This is a genomic window from Bacillus sp. SN1 (assembly GCF_002796895.1).
GTDB classification, from domain to species: domain Bacteria; phylum Bacillota; class Bacilli; order Bacillales; family Bacillaceae; genus Bacillus; species Bacillus inaquosorum.
The window spans coordinates 312,693-335,072 of record NZ_PHIE01000005.1 but is presented as its reverse complement, the minus strand read 5'-3'; the positions used below and the strand labels follow the sequence as shown (position 1 = coordinate 335,072).

The window sequence follows — 22,380 nt, the reverse complement described above, 5'->3', positions numbered from 1 at the left end:
TACCCACGTGTTACTCACCCGTCCGCCGCTAACATCAGGGAGCAAGCTCCCATCTGTCCGCTCGACTTGCATGTATTAGGCACGCCGCCAGCGTTCGTCCTGAGCCAGGATCAAACTCTCCGATAAATGGATCACAGGTTAAGTCCACCGCATTCTGCGGCGACACCTGTGTGACCTGCATCGCGCAGGCCCTAGTTTGACTGACTACGCACATCGCTGTGCGATTTATTTAAAAATGAATTAACAGGTACGTTTTGTCTTGTTTAGTTTTCAAAGATCATTTTCACTTCTTGTTGAAGCGACTTTATTAATATAACATTTCGACTTTCTTTTGTCAAATGTTTTTTTGATTTATTTCTCCGCCGCTGTGAGCTTGTTTTTTCAGAAGCGCATCAGCGACGTTTAATAATATAACATGGTCAAGAATCAGAGTCAACATCTTTTTTAAAAAAATATCCTCGGTGATAGACAGCCTGTCCTTTCGTTTCTATCTGGCAAACGTTGATAAGTCCCTTTTCCGTCAGGTAATCAAGCATAACGCCAAGGTCTTGCGTATAGTGCTTTAAGTCAGGATGCTGAAGAAGCTCACCAAATTGCCAAATGTCTTTTCCTTTCATTACTTCGAAAAGATGTGCTGAACCGATCTCAGCTTTGGAATGGATGAGAAAATCATTTGCTAAGAATAATAATTCGAGTCTTTTTTCCAAGCTCTCGTGACTTTCAATCAGCTCGGAATATAATTTGTACACTTGGGGCTCCATCTGGCGCACTTGGCTCCATACCGTTGTTTCCGGGTGAAATCCCCTATCGATCACTTCAATACGCGCTAAATGATGCAACGCATGAACAACCGCGTTGTAGGCATCTAAAAATTGATTCGCTTCAAAAAAAGCTTTTCCTTCAACATATCTTCTGATTAATTTGCCGTATTCGAGTCCGATCTTCAGTTTGCGTTCGGCAAACGGAAATGTATTCAGCCTGTCAATCAGCTCGGCAATGTATTCATTACGGTCAAACATGACTCTGCCATTTACAATCCAATCTATGATTCTTCTATTTGTCCCGAGCAAAATCCATTCTTGAATCTGAGAATCTGTTACCACATGCAAAGAAGCTGTTTTTTGATCAAATTCATAATGCTTTATAAAAACAGGCTCGTCAGCCTCCTTTACAATTACCAGCAGAGCAGCATCAAAGTTATCTGTTAAGGAAGATGTTTTGTTTCTTCTCTCAATCATAATGACAGCCAATGTATTGGGATGACTTGCTCTTTCTTGGTAAATTGGACGGAGAAGATTATCCATCACTATTCCTCCAATGCAATTGTTCAAATTTTTTTATTCTCTATTTGATTCAATTCTATGGTTAAAACGAAATTCCTTTTTTCTAAACACATTGAACTATTATAAACAATTTCACAGTAAGTCTCCATATGTAAATTCCAGTTCGATCGAAAACATGAAGAAAATCCCATTGGGTTTGTGCTATAGTTAAATCAGAGGGGGATGGACATGGCGAAATACTCCAGCAAAATTAATAAAATCAGAACATTTGCGTTAAGTTTGGTTTTCGTTGGGTTTATCATTATGTACATCGGGATCTTTTTCAAAGAGTCAGTTTTGCTTTCTAGTTTGTTTATGATACTTGGGCTTTTATCCATCGGTCTCAGTACGGTTGTTTACTTTTGGATCGGAATGCTTTCGACCAAAGCGGTTCGCGTTATATGTCCGGGCTGTGAAAAAGAGACAAAGGTTTTAGGAAGAGTAGATATGTGCATGCATTGCAGAGAGCCGCTGACTTTAGATAAGGGATTAGAAGGAAAAGAATTTGATGAGTCTTATAATAAAAAGAAAATGTCCAAATAAAATAAGCTGACCGTTTCGTGCGGTCAGCTTATTTTTAATGGTTCTCTTTTTTCGAACACTCTTGGCAGACGCCGTAAATTTCTAAACGGTGGTGGCTTACTTTAAAACCTGTGACATGGGCAGCCAGCTGCTCCACTTCGTCAAGGCCCGGATAGTGGAAGTCCACAATTTTACCGCAGTTTTCACAAATCGCGTGATAGTGATCGGATGTGACAAAATCGAATCTGCTTGAAGCATCGCCGTATGTGAGCTCCTTCACCAAACCGGATTCCCGGAACACACGCAAATTGTTATATACCGTCGCTACGCTCATGTTAGGAAATTTCCCTTCCAGAGCTTTATATATATCGTCCGCTGTTGGATGAGCCATAGAGTTAACGAGATATTCCAGAATCGCATGACGTTGAGGAGTAATGCGAACTCCGGTTTCCTTCAACGTTTCTAAGGCTTCTTTTAGTTCATGTGCAGCCATCCGTCATGCACCTCTCTTCTAAAAAAAATTCTTACATTGTAATGTTTATAATTAGTGTAACTCTTTTTACGATAATTTGTCAATTGATATTAGGGCAAAAGTAAGCATATCATTTGAGGCTGAGAGACGAATTTACTTTTCCGACATATCTTTGAGGGTTTGAAGCGCTTCGGCTACATGGTCTTTCACTCTTACCTTTCTCCATTCTTTAACGAGCCGGCCTTCTTTGTCAATCAGAAAAGTAGAGCGCTCAATTCCCATATATTCTTTTCCGAAGTTCTTCTTTAGCTTCCATACGTCAAACGCTTCCGCCAGTTTGTGTTCGTCATCAACAAGAAGCAGAAAAGGAAGGTTATGCTTCTCTTTAAATTTTCCGTGCTTTTCCTGGCTGTCCGGGCTGACGCCGATAATAACGGCATCCAGTTCAGCGAAGCTTTCGTGGCTGTCCCGAAAATCGCATGCCTCAGTTGTGCATCCCGGTGTCATGTCTTTTGGATAAAAGTAAAGCACGATATACTTTCCTTTATAATCCGATAATGTTACTGTTTCCCCATGATCGCCTTTTAACTCAAGATCAGGCGCTTTTTGTCCGATTTCTATCATCATTACGTTACCTCCGAGTGTTTTTTTATTAAGCGTATCCAATTCTTGTCCAGATTACAACTATCGTCCCTGCAACTTGAGCCTGAATCCATTGTTCTTGTTTGGAAGCATGCTACAATAGAAAGGACGCATGGAGATATAGGAGGTTTTTATTCTTGCATACAAAATCAATTGAACTTCACAATGAGGCATTAGAGCACATTGTCGGCGGTGTAAACAGCCCGTCTAGATCATATAAAGCGGTCGGCGGCGGTTCTCCCGTCGCAATGGAAAAAGCAAACGGCGCTTATTTTTGGGATGTGGACGGCAACAAATACATCGATTATTTAGCGGCGTATGGTCCGATCATTACCGGACATGCCCACCCGCATATTACAGAAGCGATTAAAAAAGCAGCAGAGAACGGTGTATTGTATGGAACACCGACGAAACATGAGGTTACATTTGCAAAGATGCTCAAGGAAGCAATTCCTGCTATGGACAAAGTAAGATTCGTCAATTCGGGAACAGAAGCTGTTATGACGACCATCCGAGTGGCTCGCGCATATACAGGCCGGACAAAAATCATTAAATTCGAAGGCTGTTATCACGGACATTCAGATCTTGTGCTTGTCGCCGCCGGCTCTGGCCCGTCTACTCTCGGCACACCAGATTCAGCCGGTGTACCAAAAAGCATTGCAAACGAAGTGATCACAGTTCCATTTAATAATATCGAAAGCTATAAAGCGGCCCTTGATAAATGGGGCAGTGAGATCGCGGCGGTTCTCGTTGAACCGATTGTCGGCAACTTCGGAATTGTTGAGCCGAAAGAGGGCTTCTTAGAAAAAGTAAATGAATTGACACACGATGCGGGTGCTCTCGTTATTTACGATGAAGTCATTACAGCTTTCCGCTTTATGTATGGCGGCGCACAGGATCTCTTACAGGTGAAACCTGATTTAACAGCTCTCGGAAAAATTATCGGCGGCGGACTTCCGATCGGCGCCTATGGCGGTAAAAAAGAAATCATGGAGCAGGTAGCTCCGCTTGGACCGGCTTACCAAGCTGGAACAATGGCCGGGAATCCCGCTTCCATCCTATCAGGCATCGCTTGTCTGGAAGTGCTCAAAGAGGAAGGCGTGTATGAAAAGCTTGATCATCTTGGCGCTATGCTGGAGGAAGGCATTTTACAGCACGCAGAAACACACGGCATCACGATTACCGTCAACCGGTTAAAAGGCGCACTCACAGTTTATTTCTCTGATGAGAAGGTCGAAAATTACGAGCAGGCTGAACGCAGTGACGGAGAAACATTCGCTAAGTTTTTCAAGCTGATGCTGGAACGCGGAATTAATTTAGCACCTTCTAAATATGAAGCCTTGTTTATTACAACAGCACATACAGAGCAGGATATTAAAGACACGCTTGTGGCGGTTGAGGATGCTTTTAAACATCTTAAAAACTAGAATCAGACACCCTGAACAGGAGCTTTATGCTCCTGTTTTTTTATTCATTTAAACAGCGTGTAAGATTTTGGTCTTTTTCTTGAAAAATAGCTTGAATATTTGTATCGATCCCTGTATATTACTTAATTGTTTAGCAAATAAACTGACCGGGAATTTTAAGGATTAGCCCATTTGCTATGTCACACAATTTACTATAGAAAGGAATGCACGCACAAACCAATGAAACTTGGTGCCCGCATTTTCAAAACCGGGATTGCGATTACACTCGCCCTTTATTTGGCTTCGTGGATCGGGCTTCCCGCGCCGATTTTTGCTGGAATTGCAGCGATATTTGCGATCCAGCCGTCGATTTACCGCTCTTTTCTCATTATTATTGATCAGGTTCAGGCAAATATTATCGGAGCTGTGATTGCCACAGTGTTCGGCCTTATTTTCGGACCCAGCCCGATTATGATCGGGTTGACAGCAGTTATTGTCATTACAATCATGCTGAAACTTAAAATTGAACATACAATTTCGATTGCTCTTGTAACAGTTATTGCGATATTAGAATCTGCCGGTGACGACTTTTTAATGTTCGCCCTGGTCAGAACAAGCACAGTCATCTTAGGGGTGCTTTCTTCCTTTATCGTTAACCTTGTGTTTTTGCCTCCTAAGTATGAAACAAAGCTGATTCATAATACGGTCGAAAACACAGAAGAAATTATGAAGTGGATCAGGCTGTCCATGCGGCAGTCAACAGAGCATTCGATTTTGAAAGAAGATATTGAAAAACTGAAAGAAAAAATGATCAAGCTTGATCAGACTTATCTTCTATATAAAGAAGAAAGAAGCTACTTTAAGAAAACGACCTATGTGAAATCAAGAAAGCTTGTCCTGTTCAGACAGGCCATTATCACTGCAAACCGGGCGCTTGATACATTGAAGAAGCTGCATCGTTTGGAAAACGACATCTATCATATGCCGGAAGAGTTTCAGGAAACACTGACTGAAGAGCTTGATTACCTGCTTTACTGGCACGAACTGATTTTGATGAGGTTTGTCGGCAAAATCAAGCCGCATGATGACGCGGATGAAGAAGGCATTCGATATAAGCAGCTTTTAACAAAGTCATTTTTGAAAAATCAGCAAAACACGGATGATGAGCTTATTGATTACAACATGCTCAATATTATGGCAAGTGCCGTAGAATATCGCGAGCAGCTCGAACATTTAGAAACGCTCATCACAAGTTTTCAAACGTATCATCCGAAAGACTGCGAAATAGAAACAGAAGAGTAACCCGGTTGAACAGCCGGGTTTTTTTATATACAAAAAAATCTTATATCCTTCGTTAAAAGGATATAAGATTGATGTTCAGCTCAAGTTTTGAATGGTAAATAAGTGCTTGTACTGACTGTCATAGTCCATGAGTTCATCATGGGTTCCGACTTCAATGATTGTGCCGTTTTCCATGACAACAATCTTATCCGCATGTGTGATGGTCGATAAGCGGTGGGCGACAACAAAAGTTGTTCTGTCCTTCGCCAGTTTGTCCATCGCTTCTTGAATGTAATGCTCACTTTCCAAATCAAGAGCTGATGTCGCTTCATCTAAAATGAGGAGCGGCGGATTTTTCAGAAATACCCGAGCGATTGAGATTCGCTGCTTTTGTCCGCCTGACAGCTTAACGCCTCTTTCTCCCACCCGGGTCTCATACCCTTCAGGAAAGCCCATAATAAATTCATGGGCATTGGCAGCTTTAGCGGCTTCGATAATCTCTTCAAGCGTGGCATCAGGTTTGCCGATTGCGATATTTTCCCGAATCGTTTCACTGAATAAAAAGGTATCCTGAAGCACCATGCCAACCTGGTTGCGAAGGCTTCTCGCTTCATAATCGCGAATATCTGTCCCGTCAATCAGCAGTCTGCCGGTTGTCACATCATAAAATCTCGGGATCAGGCTGACGAGTGTTGATTTGCCTCCTCCACTCATGCCGACGAGAGCTACAGTTTCTCCTTTATTTACTTTTAAAGAGACATCATGGAGAATGTTTTCTTTTTCCTTCTCATATTGAAACGAAACGTTTTGAAATTCCACTTCTCCGCGGATCTGATCAGCCTTAATGGCATTTGGTTTGTCAGTGAGTTCATATGGCTCGTCAATAAATTCAAACACCCTGTCCATTGATGCGATTGACTGTGTCAATGTTGTAGACGAATTAATCAGCCTTCTGACAGGGTTGTACATTCTATCAATATATCCGACAAACGCGACCATTGTTCCGACTGTCAGCGGTCCATTAATGACAAAATAGCCGGCGCACGCAATCACGATGAGCGGCGCCAAATCTGTAATGGTATTGACGACTGCAAAGGTTTTAGCATTCCAATTCGTGTGGCGGATGGCTTTATCTAAGAAATGGCTGTTTTTCTCATTAAAATGAGCCTGTTCATGATCTTCTATCGCAAAGCTTCTGATGACCGGCATGCCTTGAATACGCTCGTGCAAATGTCCCTGCACTTGAGCGAGCGCCTGCGAACGCTCCCTTGTCAGCTTTCTTAATCGGCCGTAAAAATACTTCACTGATATGCCGTATAATGGAAACAAAACGATAGAGATCAGCGTTAATTTAATGTCCAGTGTCATCATGATAGAGATCACAATCAAAATCGTCAGCATATCGAGCCATATATTCATCAGCCCTGTGATAACAAAATCCTTTGTTTGTTCAACATCATTGATCACTCGGGAAATGACTTCCCCTGTTCTCGTATTCGCATAAAAACGAAGGCTCAGCTTCTGTATATGATCAAACAGCTTGGCTCTTATATCATAGAGCACCTTGCTGGCTGTCCACTGGGCAAAATATTGCCGATAATATTCTACAGGCGGGCGCAAAATTAAAAATAAGGCGAACATGATCGCCATAATGGTGAACAATGACGTTGTTTTGTCATTGGCCGTGCCGCCTCCTTGAATAATGTCGTCTACTACGTACTTCAGAAGCAATGGGAGAGCAAGCGGAATGGAGAATTTTACGATCCCAATTAATACTGTGACGAAAATTTGCTTCTTATAAGGTTTGACGAATTGCATGTAGCGTTTCATAACCCCCACGTTGATTCCCCCTCTCTTTATCATGATGTGTGTGAGCCCATGTGAAAAACCTGTTGTACCCCGCAACAGGTTTTTACGTAACGATTATTTTGTATAGCGCAAATACCGTTCATACCACATATCGACAAACTCGGGCGCAAACGGTCCCTGCCGCTGGTGAATCCAATGGAGCAGCGTGTTTAAGTAGTCTCTTAAAATACTGTCGATTTCTTTTGGATAATTCATGGATTTCCGATGATCATCATATTCGTCTTCATCGAGAATATTGTAGGTCATGTCAGGAAAAACCTTAACATCTAAGTCATAATCAATATATTTAATTGCTTCGCCATCATAGGCAAACGGTGAACTGATGTTGCAATAGTAATGAACCCCGTCTTCCCTCAGCATCCCGATGACATTAAACCATTGTCTTGCGTGAAAATAACAGATTGCGGGCTCTCTGGTTATCCATGTCCGGCCGTCTGATTCGGTTACCATCGTCCGGTCATTGGCTCCGATGACACACATTTCTGTACTTTTTAAGATTGTTGTCTCATTCCAAATTCTATGAATCAGCCCGTTGTGCTTATAGCTGTGAATTTGAATGGTTTCTCCTTCCTTGGGATAGCCCATATTTCTCCCCTACTTTCTATAAAGCCCTACAGTTAGTATGTCCAAATTTGCTTACCGACAACGTCTTTTACCTATTATAACGTTACAAATTGAAAAATGAAAATAAAAGAGCCATTCCGGCCGGGGAATGGCACATTCCTGCTCTACACAAAGGAAGACGGCTTTTCTGAGCTGCGATAAGAACGAATCACTTGCTCTGTCTGCTTTTGAAACATATCCTGTATATCGGCAAGATGTTTCCGTTTTACCGCAATTTCATTCTGAATTCCGAGCAGCCTTGCATCCCTTTCCAAATGCCGGAGTTCTGCTTCAATTTGTTTGCAGCGGTCGAGCTCTGATTGGAGATCGAGAAGCTTGTCCATCGTTTTCATCTGTTCACTTACCAGCTTTTCAAATTCCGTCATCGGTTCCTCCTTCAGCCTGGTGAAAGTATAAACGTTTCCTCCTTTAATCATTTCGATCTCAATAAAGCAAACCCTTTGACTCATTCTGTAGACCTTTCACAAGTTTTGTCGTTTTTCAAACAGAAAAAAGCACTTCCACCCGAAGATGAAGTGCTTTTTTCTGTTTCAGTGATTAGCTGTTTTGTTGTTTGTTTTGTTCAGCAGATTGGTTTTGCTGTCTTACCTGCTGTGCGTCAGTTTCACTAGCGAATTCAGTGCCGAATTGACCTTGTTGGCCAGCAGCTGATTGCTGGTTTTGTTTTTTGACTTGCTGAGCGTTTGTTTCGCTAGCAAATTCAGTGCCAAATTGACCTTGACCAGCAGCTGATTGTTGGTTTTGTTTTCTAACTTGTTGAGCGTTAGTTTTGCTTGAATTATTTGAGTTAGCCATTGTTATCACCTCCACGGTCATTAGAATGTGCAGGTGATCGTATGGCTATTCCTCTTTTTTAAAATTTTTAAACGAGCAGTGAGCGTCCGCCGTCAACGATAATTGTCTGTCCGCGGATCATGTCAGCCTTGGAAGACACTAGAAATTCAACAGTATCAACCATGTCTTTAATTTCGACCATGCGTCCCGCCGGCGTGTTTTGACGCGCATCCTCAAGCAGATCCTCTCTGTTCGGGAAGTGTTTGAGCGCATCAGTGTCAATCGCTCCGCCTGAAACGGCATTGACGATAATTTGTTTTGGTGAGAGCTCAACCGCAAGATAACGGGTTAAAGCTTCTAATGCCGCTTTTGATACACCAACCGTCGTGTAGTTTTCAAGGTAGCGGATAGAACCTAATGAACTGATGCTGACGATATGCCCGCCTCCGTTCTTTTCCATTAGCTTGGCAGCTTCCTGAGCGCAGAAAAGCAATGCTTTCGCATTAATGTTCATCGTCCAGTCCCAGTGTGTTTCTTCTAATTCCATGACAGGTCTCAGAACGCCTGAAGCGGCATTATTGACAAAAACATCAAGTCTGCCGAACGTTTCTTCAATTTGCTGAAACATTTCTTTGATTTTTGCAGGCTGTCCTACGTTTGCTTTAACGACAAGCACTTTGACGCCAAGCTTTTCGATTTCTTCCGCTGTTTCCAAAGCGGCTTTTTTGCTGCGTGCATAGTTAATAACGATGTTATAGCCATTCTCAGCAAGTCTAAGCGCTGCCGCTTTTCCGACACCGCGGCTGCTTCCTGTTACGAGTGCGCATTTATTTTGTTCCATTTTTTCCTCATCTCCTTGTAGCGTATAGTTCTTTTATTTCCACAAACAATAATGGCAAGAACTTAAAAGGGGGTCTTCTGTTATGTATGTCGGACGTGATATGAGCGAATTAAACATGGTTTCCAAAGAAGATTGGAAAAACAGTGAACTCGCCTATTTTCATCATGCCTTTCAGCAAATTATGCCTTATTTGAACGAAGAAGGCCAATCAAAATACCGGGAATTAACGCAAGAAATTGAAGCGCGCGGCGGAATGAAGCGCAATGAAGCAGACTACAGCCACGGCACGCGCGTCTCCTACGATTAAGAATGTTTACGGAGCGGCCGAGTATACGGCTGCTTCCACTGCCATCTTCCAGATTTTTTGATGTGACACCGGGAACGCAAATTGTTCGAGCTCTTCTTTCGTTACTTTTTTCAGCTCTGAGGTATCCGACACTTGTTTTACTTTACCGAAAAACACAGAAATATTCCATACCAGGTGGGTGAAAACGTGCTCGACTATACCTTGCAGATCACTGATATCAGCTTGTATCCCGCATTCGTTTTCTAAAAATGCAGTAAGCTGTTCACGCTCGGTTTTGATCCCTTTTTGTGTTTCGAGATTAGGGAATTCCCACAGGTTGGCGAGCAAACCCTTTGACGGCCGTTTGTGTATATACACTTGTCCGTCTTCATCAGTCAGTACGATCGCGGCCATTGTTTTGATCCCGGGCTTTTTCTTTTTGCTTTTTACCGGAAGCTCCCGTTCAGTGCCCTCTTCAAATGCTGAGCAATGCTGCTGAACCGGGCATAGCAGGCATGAAGGCGATTTCGGCGTACAGATCAAGGCTCCAAGTTCCATCAGGCCTTGATTGAATTCAGATGGTTTTTCTTTTGAAATAAATGCACGGACTGCATCTTCAAAGATCGTTCTTGTTTTTGGTTTGGCAATATCATCCCAAATGGAAAGAATTCTGGACATGACACGCATCACATTTCCGTCAACCGCGGGAATGGGTTTATTGTAGGCGATGCTGAGCACAGCTCCCTTTGTATAAGGGCCGACACCTTTTAAGCCGCCAAACTCTTTCTCGTCTGGAGGAACAATGCCCCCATACTCCTGTTTCACTTCTTTTACCGCGCTTTGCAGATTCCTGACTCGCGAATAATAGCCGAGCCCTTCCCATGCTTTCAGTACTTTTTCTTCATCAGCATCAGCGAGTGCTTCCACTGTCGGGAATTGTTCCACAAACCGAAGAAAGTAAGGAATCACTGTCTCTACTCTCGTTTGCTGCAGCATCACTTCAGATACCCACACTTTATATGGATCTTGGTCCTCTCTCCACGGCAGAATGCGCTGCTCTCGTTCGAACCATGAGATTAAATCATCGCGAAATTGCTGTATGTCTTTTTGTTTTAATTTGTCTTCAAGTACGTTCATATGTGTTTCTCCCCAGTCTTTCGCGCCCCGCTTTTCTTTAGACTGTTTTTTGTTGTACACTAAGGGCACAGTACGATAATATGTTACATTAAATAGAAGTAAAGAAAAAGCGGAAACATATGAGAAAGATTGAATCGGTTTAAAAATCGGGTATATGAAAATGGGGAATATCTTACAAAAGTGAATGTGCAGGACAATTCTGCAAGGAGGTCACCTATGGATACGGGCACACATGTCGTGATGGGCATCGCACTAGGCGGTATTGCGACGCTTGACCCTGTTGTCGGAGCAGATCCGGCAATGGCTCACGCTGTTATGATCGCAACGCTTGCGGGCTCTCAGGCTCCGGATATTGATACTGTGTTAAAGCTTAAAAATAATGCTGTTTATATAAGAAATCACAGAGGATTTACCCATTCAATTCCCGCCGTTTTGTTTTGGTCTGTCATCATTCCGGCGATTCTGTATTTATTTTATCCGCAGGCCGATTTTCTGCACCTGTGGCTGTGGACGCTGCTGGCAGTCGTTCTGCATGTCTTTGTTGATATTTTCAACGCGTACGGAACACAAGCGATACGTCCGTTTTCGAAAAAATGGGTTGCGCTCGGGCTGATTAATACGTTCGATCCGTTTATTTTTATCAGCCATCTGGTGGCTATCGCGATTTGGTACGCCGGCGGCAGTCCCGGCATCACGTTTCTCAGCTTATATATCATATTGGCTGGCTATTATATGGTGCGCCTGATCATGCAGCTGAGAATCAAACGAAAGCTTCATGAGATGATTCATGATGAGATCGAAAGCATTATTATTTCACCGACGATGAAATTCAGGCAATGGCGGATCGCCGTAACGACAGCCCATGCTTTCTATGTAGGAAGAAGCATGGAAGGGCATGTAGTGATTCTGGATACGTTTAATCGGGTGCCAGTTCCTGAAACCGAAGTGATGCAAGCGGCAAAGCAGGATGATAACATTGCAGCGTTTCTTTCATTTTCTCCGGTTTACCGGTGGGAAGTGGATACGTTCAAAGACCATTATGAGGTGAGATTTATTGACCTGCGTTATCGGAGCAAAGGCCATTATCCGTTTGTGGCCATCGTTCATATCGGCCATGATCTCACGATTCGCTCATCCTATACAGGATGGATATTCAGCGAAGAAAAGCTTCAGAAAAAATTAAAGCTCGGCTCTATTTAGAGCCGGGCTTTTTTCGTCTTATATATAAGACAGCAAGCAGCAGACTGACGAGAGATATGAGCGCCGATATTTTGAAGTATGGCGGATAGTAGGCCAGTTCAATGTCATTGTCTCCCTTTTGCGCCCTAAAGCCTATGAAAGCATAATCCGCTTTTTCAATCGTCTGTGGTTTCCCATTGATCTTCAGCTCCCAGCCTTTTTCATAGGGGATCGGAAGCATGATGTACTGATTTTTTGGAAGACGATATGCGAACGTCAGCTTATTTTTATCCCATTTCAGATTGTCTGCTTTGTCTGTTTTATTTTGCAGCGCTGCGCTTTTCAGCGTTTGGTAATTTTCTTCATAGAGCGCTATGTTTCTCAGCTCATACGTTCCTTTCGGAAGTTTGATTGAGATATGGCCTGATTTAGGCACTCTGATCGTTATATCATTTACTCCGGTTTTATAAATCGATTGGTTCGATTTCCTCGTTGTGGCATAATCATTTACCTTTAACGTAAATCCTTTGTCTTTTGCTTTGCTTTTCAAATAAAAGCTGACATAGTAGTCTCCCGGTGCGGATGAAGCCTCTTTCGGAGTGATGATCAGTTCTCCTCCGTTTTCTCCAGTCACAGTGAACAGTCCGTTTTGATACTGGGCATGTTTTGACGTGATGTCGGACTTAGTAATCAGATTGGCCAGTTTTGGTGTCTGTTCCGTTTTCCCCGATGGATCCGCTACTACAATTCCTTTCAGCATTGCCTGTTCTTTCGCAAGAGCAGGCAATTTGTTCAGCTCGCTTTCGCTGTATATGGCATCGGCTGTTTTGATGAAAGGAAGCATGTATTGATTTTCATAAACGACATAATGCTCCGATTCCAGATGCTTTTTGAAGCCGTACGGGACATTGGCTTCGTTTGTTTTTTCCGTCATATAATATTTGCCGTAAAGCAGACTGTACAAATTCGCCCTGTCTCCCAATGACGCATAACGACTGACGCTTTCCCTTCCCATATCGATGCTCAAATCATTCCAATAGAAGGTCAGCAAATGTTTGTTTAAAATGCTGGAATAGGCGCTGAAACCATTGAATCCGTAAATGATTGGCGTATTATTGCGAACCCCGTTCATCCAGTCGATTCTCATGAGCGGATCATCGTCTTCCTTCTGTAAACGTCTGATGATCTCAGATGATTCTTGCCCTTTGTATTCCTCACCCGTGAGATATGCTTTTGTCACACTGTCCAGGCCGCCGCCTTCTGAGAGTGTGTATTTTTGATAGGTGTTGGCGACAAACAGCGAAGAAAGAATGATCACACCGTACACCGCCACCGTTGCTTGTTTTTTCGCAAAAGCTGCGGTAAACAAAGCAGCGATTGTCAGAAATAAGAGCAATAGAATGCTTTCATTCGCAGGCTTCCATATATCAAGCTCATACCTTTGGATATGATACAAGTAAAGAAGAAGGACAACGGCGGCAGCCGGGAGCAGTTCTTTCCGTTTCAGTTCAGACAGCTGTGACAGGCCTGCCGCAGCTGCTCCCGCAATCGTAAAGGCCAGAACATATTCAAATCGGTTTTGAGGGGCGGAAAAGCCGTTAAATACGCTTGCCGCATACGGACTGAAATGAAAAAGAATAAACAGCAGGCTCAATCCGGCAAAGAGTCGAAACACGCGGTTTTTGTAAAAAGAAACAATAAACAAAAACAGCAGAAAGGCTGCCGGCAAAATGATGATCCGGCTCGAAAATAAGATATTATCGTCGAAATTGAGCCACTCTATTTTCTGGCTGTACGGAGGGCGCAGGTTGTTTAAAAAACCGTATACCACCGGCACAAACGCCGCCGCACTGATGCCGAAAGAAATGATCCCTGAAACCAAAAACATTCTGCATTGAATCCATCTTTTCTCTTCGTGCTTCTCCAGTCTTATCAGCCATCTGAACAGCATGTAGATGCCGATGAAAATGAGGTTTATGTATGCAAAGTAAAAATTGTTGATTAATGTGAGCGAGCACGCAATGATAAACCATGCCGGACGCCGCTCTCTAATGATTTTTTCAGCTCCGAGCACAAGCAGCGGAAGCCAAATCATAGTATCGGTGAAAAATTCCCAATACGCTTCGTGGCGGAAATAAATGATCGAGACACCGTATAAAACAGCCCCCGTGAACGACGCTGCTCTATGTTTGAGAATATAGTGAAAAACAGAAGCGGCCGTAAAGATGATCACGCTCAGTTTGAAAATACTGATAAAAACAGCTGACTCCGCCCAAAAAAGTGTATTCGCTTCTCCAATCAGCTGAACGGCTTGAAGAAGCCAGACGGCGGCGGATACCGCAAGAAAAAGAAAGGAAGCAGAAAAATAATAGCCAAGCTGACTGAATGTGCCGCCGCCAAGTCCGAATGAATAATTGTAGAAAAAATTCCCGTGGGTATATTGTTCAAATAGTAATTTTTTAAATACGATCATTTGCGCAAGCCCGTCTCCCGGACCTGTCATATATCTGCCGTCCGCCCATCCTTTCACAAAAAAAGCATGTGCCAGAACGGATGCCAGCAGACTGGCCGCATAGATCATGACATATTTTCTTTTCATATAATTTCTCCAGTCTTGCTTTTGAAATGGTAGACACGCAAAAAAAGCACTGCCAATGGCGCTTGGTGATTTCAGTGCATTTTTGTCAGACGCCGCACGCTTTTCAATTCGTTCGTTTCAGGCAGGTCTTTGTTCGGGATATTCGCTTCTTTAATCAAATAATGCGGGCGTTTTTTTGTTTCATAATAGATTCGGCCGATATATTCGCCTATGATTCCGAGGCTTAACAGCTGTACTCCCCCGAGAAATAACACTGCTGAGATGATAGTGAAATATCCGGGCACAGAAATGCCGTTAGTCAGAATTTTAACGAATGTGGCAATGATATAAATGATGGAAAGCAGTAAAATGAAAATGCCGGTATAAAAGCATATTCTCAGCGGCTTATGATTAAATGAAACGACACCGTCCATTCCGTAGTTAAACAAACTGCTGAATGACCATTTGGATGTACCGTTTTTTCGTTCGACATTTTCATAAAACACAATTTTCTGATCGAAGCCAATCCAGCAAAACAGACCTTTTGAGAAGCGATTGCCTTCGCTCAGCTTCAAAAGGGCGTTCACGGCTTGGCGGCTTAACAGCCTGAAGTCTCCGACACCGTCACGCAAATCAACCTCCACCGCTTTATTGATGAACTTGTAATACAGAGATGACAAGAGTGAGCGGACAGGGCTGTCCCCTTTTCTGTTCCTTTGGGCAATGACTTGATCATAGCCTTCTTCATAGCCTTTGATAAAATCCTTTAGCAAATAGGTCGGATGCTGCAGATCGGCGTCCATTACAATAACCGCCTCGCCTTGAACATGCTCAAAGCCCGCCAGAATCGCGGCTTCTTTTCCGAAGTTTCGAGAAAAAGAAATGTATTTTACCCGGCTGCATACGGCTGCCAAGTCTTTGATCTGCTGAAGCGTGTCATCAACACTTCCGTCGTTTATGAAGAAAATTTCATAATCATAATGAATGCTCTTGAATTCCTTTTTTAAAGATTCATGAATGAGTTTGACATTATATCCTTCATTGTAAGACGGGATTATAATCGAGATTAATCCTTGCTTCATTAAGGCACCTTCTTTTTATTATTCTTTTTAAGTATTGCCTTAGGGGAGTTTCACACAAATCTTCAGTAAGGCTATTCCTTTTTTTAAAGTCGTTTAAACCTGTTTTTTGTTACATTTTTATGGTGACATTCATGATTTTTAATGTTATTTTGTCATGTTTAAAACAGAGTATGAAAAAACCGCACAGAAAAAGTCTGCCATTATGACAGACGAATGGAGAGAAAATCTGACTTATTGTTTTTTAAGATATTCCAAAATAAGCTGATTGACGATGGCAGGTTTTTCGTGGTTAATCCAATGGGAAGCTTCATCAACAAAAATGAGATGTCCATTCGGGCAATGCCTTTCCGTTTCTTTCGCAAGCTTTTTGCTTAAAAAGCGGTCCTCCATTCCCCAGATCATCCGGTAGGGTGCTGTTTCGCAAGTGGTTTTCTCTGAAAGGCTTCCTTTTCTGAGGGCTCTGTACCAGTTCAGCATAGCTGTCAGCGCGCCCGGCTGTTTCCACGCTTCTTTGTACCTGCTGACATCCTCAGACGAAAAAAGCTCAGGACGGGTCGATAATCCAATCGCTTTGTCTAATGTTTCATAATCATTTTCCTTTAGTGATGCCTCCGGTATGTCGGGAAGCTGGAAAAATGCGATATACAAGCTTTTCAGCCATTGCGGCGGATAAACCGGCGTTACGGTTTTCATGATGTGCGGGTGCGGGATGTTGATGGCGATCAGCTTTTCAAGATATTCCGGGCGTGTGGATGCCAAATGCCATGCGACAGCTCCTCCCCAGTCATGCCCGATGACTATTGCCTTTTCATCTGTGAATTGCGTAATAAGCCCGATGATATCATCTCTTAATGTATCAATCCGATAGGCATCAATACCGTCCGGTTTATCACTGAGATTGTAGCCTCGCTGATCAGGAGCAATGACACGATACCCCGCATCGGCGAGCGGTTTGATTTGATTTTTCCAGCCGTACCAAAACTCAGGAAATCCGTGGAGCAGGACAATTAACGGGCCGTCCTCCGGCCCTGCGGCTGCAACGTGGAGCGTGATTCCGTTTGTTTTGACAAACTGGCAATTAACTCCGTCCACTCATATCTCCCCCTTGACTGTGCGTGATGTTTTTCAGCCTTTTCTCCGTTAGCATAAACGTGATGACACAGGCGGCAAGCAGCAGGATCAGCTGAAGAATGATCAAGTTTGATCTCAGCAGCAAGCCCAACGCCGCAATCACCAAGCCCGACATGATCATCAATGATGCACTGTAACGGTTCGCTTCATTCCATAATCTTTGATCTGACATTGAGCGTCTCGTTCTGTATCCGTACACACTGTTGATGGATTTGGGAGGAAACAGTTTGATCAGTATACCCGCAATGACCATTAGCCCTCCGCTGATTAAACCAGCCATATCATCATCCCCTTTCTCATTGTTACGTGCAGAAAGAAGAAATGTTTCATATCCAGGCAAAAAGACAAGCCTCGGCCTGCCTTTTTATCATATTTGTAAGTCCTTTGTGTGAATATAGCCTTTGACTCCGCCGTAATCAACGAATGCCCAGGTAAAGTCAAATCCGCCGTTTTCACTGAACCCCCACCCGAGTATTGTCACCTCTGTTCCGGAAGAAAGCTGTTTGGCTTTTCCGTTTTCGGGTGTCGGTGCATAGAAGGCTGTCTGTTTCGCTGTTTTCGCTTGGCTTGCGGTTTTCATTAAGAAGTGTGTTGAAATATATGCTTTTTTTCCTTTGAATTGAATTTGAGCCCAATCGGCATTTGCGAAACCATTGACTGTAACTTTTTGTTCTGATGATATAGTGCCAAGAATGTCACCTTTATGATTTGGCTCAGTCCGGACATTCAGCTTTCCTGCTTTTATGATGTAAGAATCGGATGATGGCATGCTGACAGATATGTCATGAAGGGGCGCAGCTTTTGCTGCGGGAGCGGAATAAGTTGCTGTCAAACCCAGTCCTGCGGCAGCTGTTAAAGCGAGCAATACTTGTTTCTTTTTCATATAAAGCTCCTCCTCGCATTTGACAAGATATAAGTGGTATTCCCTGATTGACCGATGGTTGAAACACGTTTTGTTTATTTTTTCTGCCTGTTAAGGTAATTTTAAGGAAATGAAAAAAACTGCCGGATGCTAACGGCAGTTTTTTTAATGCAAAAGGCCTCTGCTTTGGTTTAAGTAATCATTTACGTCGTCACGGGAGCTTTGGAAAAGGTGGAGCTGACCGCCATAGTTTTCGATCCATTGTGTGACGATTTTTTCGGTCATCTTTTCACCCTGATAGGCATGTCCCGCTTTTGCATAGGTTGCTTCGAAATCGCTCCATAGCAATTCCACCCATGTTTTTGCCTGTATATAGCTGATCATATCGTTCTTTTCCAGAAGCAGATTTGTCAGTTTCTCAATGTACGTATTCATGTGTGCAGTCTCCTTTCTTCAGGAAAAAAATGACGCTTTAAAACGTGCTGTTCTCCATATACTAACCTTACGTCTTCATCTGGAAAGACGCAACTTTTTGATCTCGAACCTAGGGGGAAATGACATGGTCCGAAATAAAGAAAAAGGATTTCCTTACGAAAACGAAAACAAATTTCAGGGTGAACCGAGAGCAAAGGACGACTATGCTTCAAAGCGTGCTGACGGATCAATCAATCAGCATCCTCAAGAAAAAATGAGAGCCTCCGGCAAACGGTAAAGAAGAACAGCTGCATGCGCTGCAGCTGTTTTTTTACCCTTTATTGACTTGATACTCATAGATGCTCTTCTTTTCTGATACATGTGCGAAGGTAGAAAGCACGAGTCCGCATGCGGTCATAAGCGCTCCGCCTGCAAACAGCCAGGAATAAGAACCTGTTCCGCTTAAAATCATTCCGCCGATCCAGGCACCGAGTGCATTAGCAAGGTTAAACGCTGATACGCTGACAGCGGCGGCAATGGTTGTGCCGCTCTCAGATGAGGAAATAACCTTCGTTTGCAGCAGAGGCGGCGTGCCGAATGCGCATGCTCCGAATAAGAACGTTGCAACAATAGCTGCGGCCGGGTAAATGGCGATGTAAGGAAATACGGCCAGCACACCGATTAAACCGATCATCACGCCGATCATCGTCCGAGTCAGCAGAGGAAGCGGCACTTTTCCCGCAAAGAAATTCCCTGCAACGCCTCCCAAGCCATACGCAAAGAGAGCGCCTGTAATGCCGATCGTGCTGAATCCGGCTGAATGTCTCAAAATCGGTTCGATAAAGGTGTAGGCGATAAAGACGCCGGAATAGCCTAAAATCGTAATCGCGAAGGAATACAGCACTTGTTTGTGTTTAAATACTCCCCACTCATTCATAAGCATTGGGATCACTTTTGGTTTTCTGTTCGGCACGGCAGCCATGAGGCCTAAGAATCCGATGACACCAAGTGCGGTAATGATAGAAAATACCGCTCTCCAATTCAGGACATCTCCGAGATAAGAGCCGAATGGAACACCAAGCATCAGAGCCACTGTCAGCCCGCCGTTCATTGATGCAGCAGCTGCGGCACGCTTTTCCGGCGGAACCATTTCACTCGCGAATACCATGGCAATCGCGAAGAAAGCGCCGTGAATGGACGCAGATAAGATTCTTGAGACGGCCAATACCGTAAAATTCGGCGCCAGCGCGCTCATCAGATTGGAAAGGATAAAAACCGCCATTAATCCAAGCAGCACAGGCTTTCTTGGAAGCTTGACGGAAATGATGGTGACGACCGGGCCAGTCAAACAGACGCTTGCCGCATAGGCCGTGACAAGTAGCCCCGCAGATGAAACCTGTATATGAAAGTCGTTGGCAATCGACGTCAAAATACCCATCACCGCGTATTCTGTGTATCCGATTGAAAATGTACAAATCATAAGAACAAATATAATGAATTTTACAGAGGGGTTTTTGATACTCAACGTCATCGCCTCCTTTGATTTTAAAAAACAACGAGTTTCATCTTAAAAGATTTTTGGAGTGAATTCAATGATTTTTTCTTTAAGATTTCGTGTAAATGTGCTGCATATAAAAAAGAGGCTGATATTCAGCCTCCCTGTTACGCTTGCTTCTTTTCTTGCAATACTGAGATTGGCAGCGCTTCCTCTTGATGAGGAGACGAGGTTCTTTGCCCCCAAGCGAAAACGCCATTTAAATAGCTGATGGTAAACTCGTCTTCAGAGTCTTCCACACGATACGTTTCTCCCGGTGAGAAATCTTCCGGGTTCAGCAAATATGCTTTTGCCATCGTAATTTTCCGTTCGAGCACTGCCAGTTCGTTTATGATTCCATGCTGTTCGGCTTTTCTTGCTTTTTCAGAAAGTGATGCAATTTCGGTATTGAGTTCGTGCGGTGTCATTTGACTGTATCGTTTCTCCATTTTTTCAGCTACTCCTCTTCCTGCAGAAATTGCTCGATTAAATCGAGTGAGAATCCTTTACGGAATAAAAATTGTTTGACCTTCATGGCGCTTTCATATGAGCCGTCATAGCGATATTTTCTAAACGCTTTTTCCGCGTGAAGGCGCAGCGCTTCTTTCTCTGTGTCTTCATCATTTTCATATTCAATCTGCTCCAGCGCCGCGCTGATGACATCAAATGAGAAACCCTTGCGCTGAAGCTGCATCTGGGCGCGCTGTTTGAGTTCTTTTGTCGAAAGTTTTTTATCTTTTTTGAGAAGCTTTTCAACATGCTTGACCGCTTCTCTTGTCTGGTCCTCAAAGGAAAAGGAACTTAGCGCCTCCTTAATTGTATCGTCGTCGATCCCCTTCGCTCTCAGCTCTCTGAACAAAACGTCAGGGCCTTTTCCGTTCGTTTTTTTGTGGGTGCTGACATAGGCTGCGGCAAATTCCTGGTCATTTAAGTACTTATAGTCGTTGAGCTTATGGATGACTTCCGCAATGACGGGCGCCGAGATTTCTTTTTTCTTTAAGTGGTCCTCAACCTCTTTCGTTGACCTCATTCGGTAGGATAAAAAATCAAGCGCACGGTTGAAGCCTTTCTTCACTTCATCGCCGTATTGAATCTCAATGATGTCAAGGTCATCAAGCTCTTTTCCCTTTTTGAGCTCAAATTTCACGAGCACGTCCGCGTCCACGCTGAAGGCGTATTTTTCATCCAGAAAAATATTGAACCGTTCCGTATTCTTTTTTTGCGTTGATATTTTTGTAATAAATGGCATCTTAATCTCCCTTCTCAGGCCTGAAACGCGTTTTCTTTCATTAAAATGAGGTAAAGTATATTTATTAGAACGACGAGGAGAGATAATCATGAATATAGCAATGACGGGCGGAACCGGTTTTCTCGGCCAGCATCTGACAGGCATTCTTACCCGCCAGGGACACCATGTTTATATTTTATCAAGAAACGCAAGGGAAACTGAACAAAAAAATATCACATATGTCCAATGGCTGACAGAAGGAGCCGCGCCTGAGCAGGAACTTCCTCATATAGATGTCTGGGTAAATCTTGCGGGAAAATCGATTTTTGGCCGCTGGACAGAAAAAACGAAGCAGCAAATTCTCTCCAGCCGTATCAATGCGACGCGTGAAGTGCAGCGGCTTATTCAAAAACAGAAGGAAAAACCGAAAGCGCTGATCCAGGCCAGTGCGGTGGGCATTTACGGCACAAGTCTTGAAAAAACCTTTACAGAGGATTCCACGACGTCAGATGAGGATTTTCTCAGCCATACTGCACATATGTGGGAAAAGGAAGGACAGAAAATTGAGGCGATGGGCATCCGGACGGTTTATGCGAGATTTGGCGTGATGCTTGGAGAAAAAGGCGCTCTTCCGCTTATGGTTCTTCCCTATAAGCTTCTGGCCGGCGGCACGATCGGAACAGGCAGACAGTGGCTGTCATGGATTCATGTCGAGGACGCAGCCCAGTTGATCTGTTATGCGATGGAAAACGCCGGCATCTCAGGTCCAATGAATGTCACCGCGCCTAATCCTGTGGAAATGGAGCAATTCGGAAAAACGATTGCAAGGGTGAAGCATCGCCCGCACTGGCTCCCTGTTCCGGAATTCTTTTTATCAAAAGCATTGGGTGAAATGAGTCTTCTGATTGTGAAAGGGCAGCGCGCTCTGCCTAAAAAAGCGATGACCTCTGGATTTCGTTTTACATATTCGGATCTTGAATTCGCACTCTCACAGCTGATAACGGAACGAAAGGCTGTATAAAAACGGAAGGAAGCGTCAACCTTAAGAATAACATGGTTGAAGGAGGTCCTTTTTATGGAAAAGAAGAGGGAGAAGCATCAGCAAGGAGCCAACCTGAAGAAAATGCAGGAAGTGCTTTATTCAGGCGAATTTAAAAAAGCGGAAAAAGCTGCTAAGCGGAAGTAGGAATACATAG

General features: G+C 43.5%; 26 protein-coding genes and 1 rRNA gene. 8 read left to right on the top strand and 19 right to left on the bottom strand.

The window, feature by feature from the left end; genetic code table 11:
• Both CVV77_RS18040 and CVV77_RS18035 read right to left on the bottom strand, forming a co-directional pair.
• Window positions 1-126 (bottom strand): 16S ribosomal RNA (locus tag CVV77_RS18040); the annotation flags it as partial.
• A 293-nt stretch (window positions 127-419) separates the two neighbouring features.
• Window positions 420-1,304 carry a nucleotidyltransferase-like protein gene (locus CVV77_RS18035; RefSeq protein ID WP_019257848.1) on the bottom strand — a complete coding sequence of 295 codons (885 nt, stop codon included), beginning with the start codon at window positions 1,302-1,304 and terminating at the stop codon, window positions 420-422.
• Window positions 1,305-1,511: 207 nt separating this feature from the next.
• Here CVV77_RS18035 and CVV77_RS18030 point away from each other — a divergent pair, with 207 nt between their 5' ends.
• The gene (locus CVV77_RS18030) at window positions 1,512-1,865 is read left to right on the top strand and encodes a YgzB family protein (protein WP_014113119.1); all 354 of its coding nucleotides are present in this window, start codon (window positions 1,512-1,514) and stop codon (window positions 1,863-1,865) included.
• A 34-nt stretch (window positions 1,866-1,899) separates the two neighbouring features.
• Here CVV77_RS18030 and perR read toward each other — a convergent pair whose 3' ends face one another.
• Window positions 1,900-2,337: a peroxide-responsive transcriptional repressor PerR gene (gene perR / locus CVV77_RS18025; RefSeq protein WP_003223285.1), complete on the bottom strand. Its 438-nt coding sequence runs from the start codon at window positions 2,335-2,337 to the stop codon at window positions 1,900-1,902.
• A 132-nt stretch (window positions 2,338-2,469) separates the two neighbouring features.
• Window positions 2,470-2,943, bottom strand: a complete 474-nt coding sequence (bcp, locus tag CVV77_RS18020) for a thioredoxin-dependent thiol peroxidase (RefSeq protein WP_100276110.1) — start codon at window positions 2,941-2,943, stop codon at window positions 2,470-2,472.
• 152 nt (window positions 2,944-3,095) lie between these two features.
• Between bcp and CVV77_RS18015 the strand changes: the two genes are divergently transcribed.
• Entirely contained in the window at window positions 3,096-4,385 is a 1,290-nt protein-coding gene (locus tag CVV77_RS18015) for a glutamate-1-semialdehyde 2,1-aminomutase (protein ID WP_100276109.1), read from the top strand.
• 219 nt (window positions 4,386-4,604) lie between these two features.
• Entirely contained in the window at window positions 4,605-5,666 is a 1,062-nt protein-coding gene (locus tag CVV77_RS18010) for an aromatic acid exporter family protein (protein ID WP_019257844.1), read from the top strand.
• 75 nt (window positions 5,667-5,741) lie between these two features.
• On the opposite strand, the gene CVV77_RS18005 is transcribed toward CVV77_RS18010, so the two are convergent.
• The 5 genes from CVV77_RS18005 to fabL all read right to left on the bottom strand — a co-directional run bounded on the left by CVV77_RS18005 (window position 5,742) and on the right by fabL (window position 9,753).
• Complete coding sequence (locus tag CVV77_RS18005) at window positions 5,742-7,484, bottom strand: ABC transporter ATP-binding protein (RefSeq protein ID WP_142397326.1); 1,743 nt, start codon at window positions 7,482-7,484, stop codon at window positions 5,742-5,744.
• Between the two features lie 84 nt (window positions 7,485-7,568).
• Window positions 7,569-8,099 (bottom strand): nucleoside tri-diphosphate phosphatase, encoded by a 531-nt coding sequence (gene ntdP / locus CVV77_RS18000; RefSeq protein ID WP_003239685.1) that lies wholly within the window; start codon window positions 8,097-8,099, stop codon window positions 7,569-7,571.
• A 143-nt stretch (window positions 8,100-8,242) separates the two neighbouring features.
• The gene (locus CVV77_RS17995; protein WP_003239687.1) at window positions 8,243-8,503 is read right to left on the bottom strand and encodes a YgaB family protein; all 261 of its coding nucleotides are present in this window, start codon (window positions 8,501-8,503) and stop codon (window positions 8,243-8,245) included.
• 172 nt (window positions 8,504-8,675) lie between these two features.
• Complete coding sequence (gene sspE, locus CVV77_RS17990; RefSeq protein ID WP_003239689.1) at window positions 8,676-8,933, bottom strand: gamma type acid-soluble spore protein SspE; 258 nt, start codon at window positions 8,931-8,933, stop codon at window positions 8,676-8,678.
• A gap of 67 nt (window positions 8,934-9,000) precedes the next feature.
• Window positions 9,001-9,753 (bottom strand): enoyl-[acyl-carrier-protein] reductase FabL, encoded by a 753-nt coding sequence (fabL, locus tag CVV77_RS17985; RefSeq protein WP_003239690.1) that lies wholly within the window; start codon window positions 9,751-9,753, stop codon window positions 9,001-9,003.
• Window positions 9,754-9,835: 82 nt separating this feature from the next.
• Between fabL and CVV77_RS17980 the strand changes: the two genes are divergently transcribed.
• Window positions 9,836-10,060 carry a hypothetical protein gene (locus CVV77_RS17980; protein WP_003223257.1) on the top strand — a complete coding sequence of 75 codons (225 nt, stop codon included), beginning with the start codon at window positions 9,836-9,838 and terminating at the stop codon, window positions 10,058-10,060.
• Between the two features lie 6 nt (window positions 10,061-10,066).
• Here CVV77_RS17980 and mutY read toward each other — a convergent pair whose 3' ends face one another.
• Window positions 10,067-11,176, bottom strand: coding sequence for an A/G-specific adenine glycosylase (gene mutY / locus CVV77_RS17975; protein ID WP_100276107.1), 1,110 nt, complete (start codon window positions 11,174-11,176; stop codon window positions 10,067-10,069).
• 216 nt (window positions 11,177-11,392) lie between these two features.
• Here mutY and CVV77_RS17970 point away from each other — a divergent pair, with 216 nt between their 5' ends.
• Window positions 11,393-12,376 (top strand): metal-dependent hydrolase, encoded by a 984-nt coding sequence (locus CVV77_RS17970; RefSeq protein ID WP_088111281.1) that lies wholly within the window; start codon window positions 11,393-11,395, stop codon window positions 12,374-12,376.
• On the opposite strand, the gene CVV77_RS17965 is transcribed toward CVV77_RS17970, so the two are convergent.
• From CVV77_RS17965 to CVV77_RS17940, 6 genes are all read right to left on the bottom strand, one after another.
• Window positions 12,369-14,954: a YfhO family protein gene (locus CVV77_RS17965; protein WP_100276106.1), complete on the bottom strand. Its 2,586-nt coding sequence runs from the start codon at window positions 14,952-14,954 to the stop codon at window positions 12,369-12,371. The two genes, CVV77_RS17970 and CVV77_RS17965, sit on opposite strands and share 8 nt — an antisense overlap.
• Window positions 14,955-15,025: 71 nt before the next feature.
• Window positions 15,026-16,015, bottom strand: a complete 990-nt coding sequence (locus CVV77_RS17960) for a glycosyltransferase family 2 protein (protein WP_003239699.1) — start codon at window positions 16,013-16,015, stop codon at window positions 15,026-15,028.
• A 231-nt stretch (window positions 16,016-16,246) separates the two neighbouring features.
• Entirely contained in the window at window positions 16,247-17,107 is an 861-nt protein-coding gene (locus CVV77_RS17955) for an alpha/beta fold hydrolase (protein WP_088111283.1), read from the bottom strand.
• Window positions 17,094-17,426 (bottom strand): SdpI family protein, encoded by a 333-nt coding sequence (locus CVV77_RS17950; protein ID WP_088111284.1) that lies wholly within the window; start codon window positions 17,424-17,426, stop codon window positions 17,094-17,096. Before CVV77_RS17950 ends, CVV77_RS17955 begins: the two co-directional genes overlap by 14 nt.
• Before the next feature lie 87 nt (window positions 17,427-17,513).
• Entirely contained in the window at window positions 17,514-18,029 is a 516-nt protein-coding gene (locus CVV77_RS17945; protein ID WP_100276105.1) for an SH3 domain-containing protein, read from the bottom strand.
• 144 nt (window positions 18,030-18,173) lie between these two features.
• The gene (locus CVV77_RS17940) at window positions 18,174-18,443 is read right to left on the bottom strand and encodes a YfhJ family protein (RefSeq protein ID WP_003239709.1); all 270 of its coding nucleotides are present in this window, start codon (window positions 18,441-18,443) and stop codon (window positions 18,174-18,176) included.
• A 124-nt stretch (window positions 18,444-18,567) separates the two neighbouring features.
• Here CVV77_RS17940 and CVV77_RS17935 point away from each other — a divergent pair, with 124 nt between their 5' ends.
• Window positions 18,568-18,720: a small, acid-soluble spore protein K gene (locus CVV77_RS17935; protein ID WP_010330867.1), complete on the top strand. Its 153-nt coding sequence runs from the start codon at window positions 18,568-18,570 to the stop codon at window positions 18,718-18,720.
• Window positions 18,721-18,753: 33 nt separating this feature from the next.
• Here CVV77_RS17935 and CVV77_RS17930 read toward each other — a convergent pair whose 3' ends face one another.
• From CVV77_RS17930 to recX, 3 genes are all read right to left on the bottom strand, one after another.
• Window positions 18,754-19,947, bottom strand: a complete 1,194-nt coding sequence (locus CVV77_RS17930; protein ID WP_088111285.1) for an MFS transporter — start codon at window positions 19,945-19,947, stop codon at window positions 18,754-18,756.
• A 137-nt stretch (window positions 19,948-20,084) separates the two neighbouring features.
• A complete protein-coding gene (locus CVV77_RS17925; RefSeq protein WP_084994304.1) occupies window positions 20,085-20,405 on the bottom strand; it encodes a YfhH family protein in 321 nt (106 codons plus the stop codon).
• Between the two features lie 8 nt (window positions 20,406-20,413).
• A complete protein-coding gene (gene recX / locus CVV77_RS17920; protein WP_019257833.1) occupies window positions 20,414-21,205 on the bottom strand; it encodes a recombination regulator RecX in 792 nt (263 codons plus the stop codon).
• 88 nt (window positions 21,206-21,293) lie between these two features.
• On the opposite strand from recX, the gene CVV77_RS17915 reads away from it, so the two are divergent.
• On the top strand, window positions 21,294-22,205 hold the full coding sequence (locus tag CVV77_RS17915; RefSeq protein WP_100276104.1) for a TIGR01777 family oxidoreductase: 912 nt from the start codon (window positions 21,294-21,296) through the stop codon (window positions 22,203-22,205).
• Window positions 22,206-22,259: 54 nt separating this feature from the next.
• Window positions 22,260-22,370 carry a YfhE family protein gene (locus tag CVV77_RS17910; RefSeq protein WP_003223230.1) on the top strand — a complete coding sequence of 37 codons (111 nt, stop codon included), beginning with the start codon at window positions 22,260-22,262 and terminating at the stop codon, window positions 22,368-22,370.
• Window positions 22,371-22,380 lie beyond the last annotated feature (10 nt).

Bases quoted from the DNA above. Each gene is read 5' to 3' on its own strand.
- CVV77_RS18010 (WP_019257844.1), top strand. From the start codon at position 4,605: ATGAAACTTGGTGCCCGCATTTTCAAAACCGGGATTGCGATTACACTC.
- fabL (WP_003239690.1), bottom strand. From the start codon at position 9,753: ATGGAACAAAATAAATGCGCACTCGTAACAGGAAGCAGCCGCGGTGTC.
- CVV77_RS17950 (WP_088111284.1), bottom strand. From the start codon at position 17,426: ATGGCTGGTTTAATCAGCGGAGGGCTAATGGTCATTGCGGGTATACTG.
- CVV77_RS17960 (WP_003239699.1), bottom strand. From the start codon at position 16,015: ATGAAGCAAGGATTAATCTCGATTATAATCCCGTCTTACAATGAAGGA.
- mutY (WP_100276107.1), bottom strand. From the start codon at position 11,176: ATGAACGTACTTGAAGACAAATTAAAACAAAAAGACATACAGCAATTT.
- CVV77_RS18030 (WP_014113119.1), top strand. From the start codon at position 1,512: ATGGCGAAATACTCCAGCAAAATTAATAAAATCAGAACATTTGCGTTA.
- CVV77_RS18035 (WP_019257848.1), bottom strand. From the start codon at position 1,304: ATGGATAATCTTCTCCGTCCAATTTACCAAGAAAGAGCAAGTCATCCC.
- CVV77_RS17925 (WP_084994304.1), bottom strand. From the start codon at position 20,405: ATGGAGAAACGATACAGTCAAATGACACCGCACGAACTCAATACCGAA.
- CVV77_RS17940 (WP_003239709.1), bottom strand. From the start codon at position 18,443: ATGAATACGTACATTGAGAAACTGACAAATCTGCTTCTGGAAAAGAAC.
- perR (WP_003223285.1), bottom strand. From the start codon at position 2,337: ATGGCTGCACATGAACTAAAAGAAGCCTTAGAAACGTTGAAGGAAACC.
- CVV77_RS17965 (WP_100276106.1), bottom strand. From the start codon at position 14,954: ATGAAAAGAAAATATGTCATGATCTATGCGGCCAGTCTGCTGGCATCC.
- CVV77_RS17995 (WP_003239687.1), bottom strand. From the start codon at position 8,503: ATGACGGAATTTGAAAAGCTGGTAAGTGAACAGATGAAAACGATGGAC.
- CVV77_RS17970 (WP_088111281.1), top strand. From the start codon at position 11,393: ATGGATACGGGCACACATGTCGTGATGGGCATCGCACTAGGCGGTATT.
- recX (WP_019257833.1), bottom strand. From the start codon at position 21,205: ATGCCATTTATTACAAAAATATCAACGCAAAAAAAGAATACGGAACGG.
- CVV77_RS17915 (WP_100276104.1), top strand. From the start codon at position 21,294: ATGAATATAGCAATGACGGGCGGAACCGGTTTTCTCGGCCAGCATCTG.
- CVV77_RS17910 (WP_003223230.1), top strand. From the start codon at position 22,260: ATGGAAAAGAAGAGGGAGAAGCATCAGCAAGGAGCCAACCTGAAGAAA.
- CVV77_RS17935 (WP_010330867.1), top strand. From the start codon at position 18,568: ATGGTCCGAAATAAAGAAAAAGGATTTCCTTACGAAAACGAAAACAAA.
- ntdP (WP_003239685.1), bottom strand. From the start codon at position 8,099: ATGGGCTATCCCAAGGAAGGAGAAACCATTCAAATTCACAGCTATAAG.
- sspE (WP_003239689.1), bottom strand. From the start codon at position 8,933: ATGGCTAACTCAAATAATTCAAGCAAAACTAACGCTCAACAAGTTAGA.
- bcp (WP_100276110.1), bottom strand. From the start codon at position 2,943: ATGATGATAGAAATCGGACAAAAAGCGCCTGATCTTGAGTTAAAAGGC.
- CVV77_RS17980 (WP_003223257.1), top strand. From the start codon at position 9,836: ATGTATGTCGGACGTGATATGAGCGAATTAAACATGGTTTCCAAAGAA.
- CVV77_RS17945 (WP_100276105.1), bottom strand. From the start codon at position 18,029: ATGAAAAAGAAACAAGTATTGCTCGCTTTAACAGCTGCCGCAGGACTG.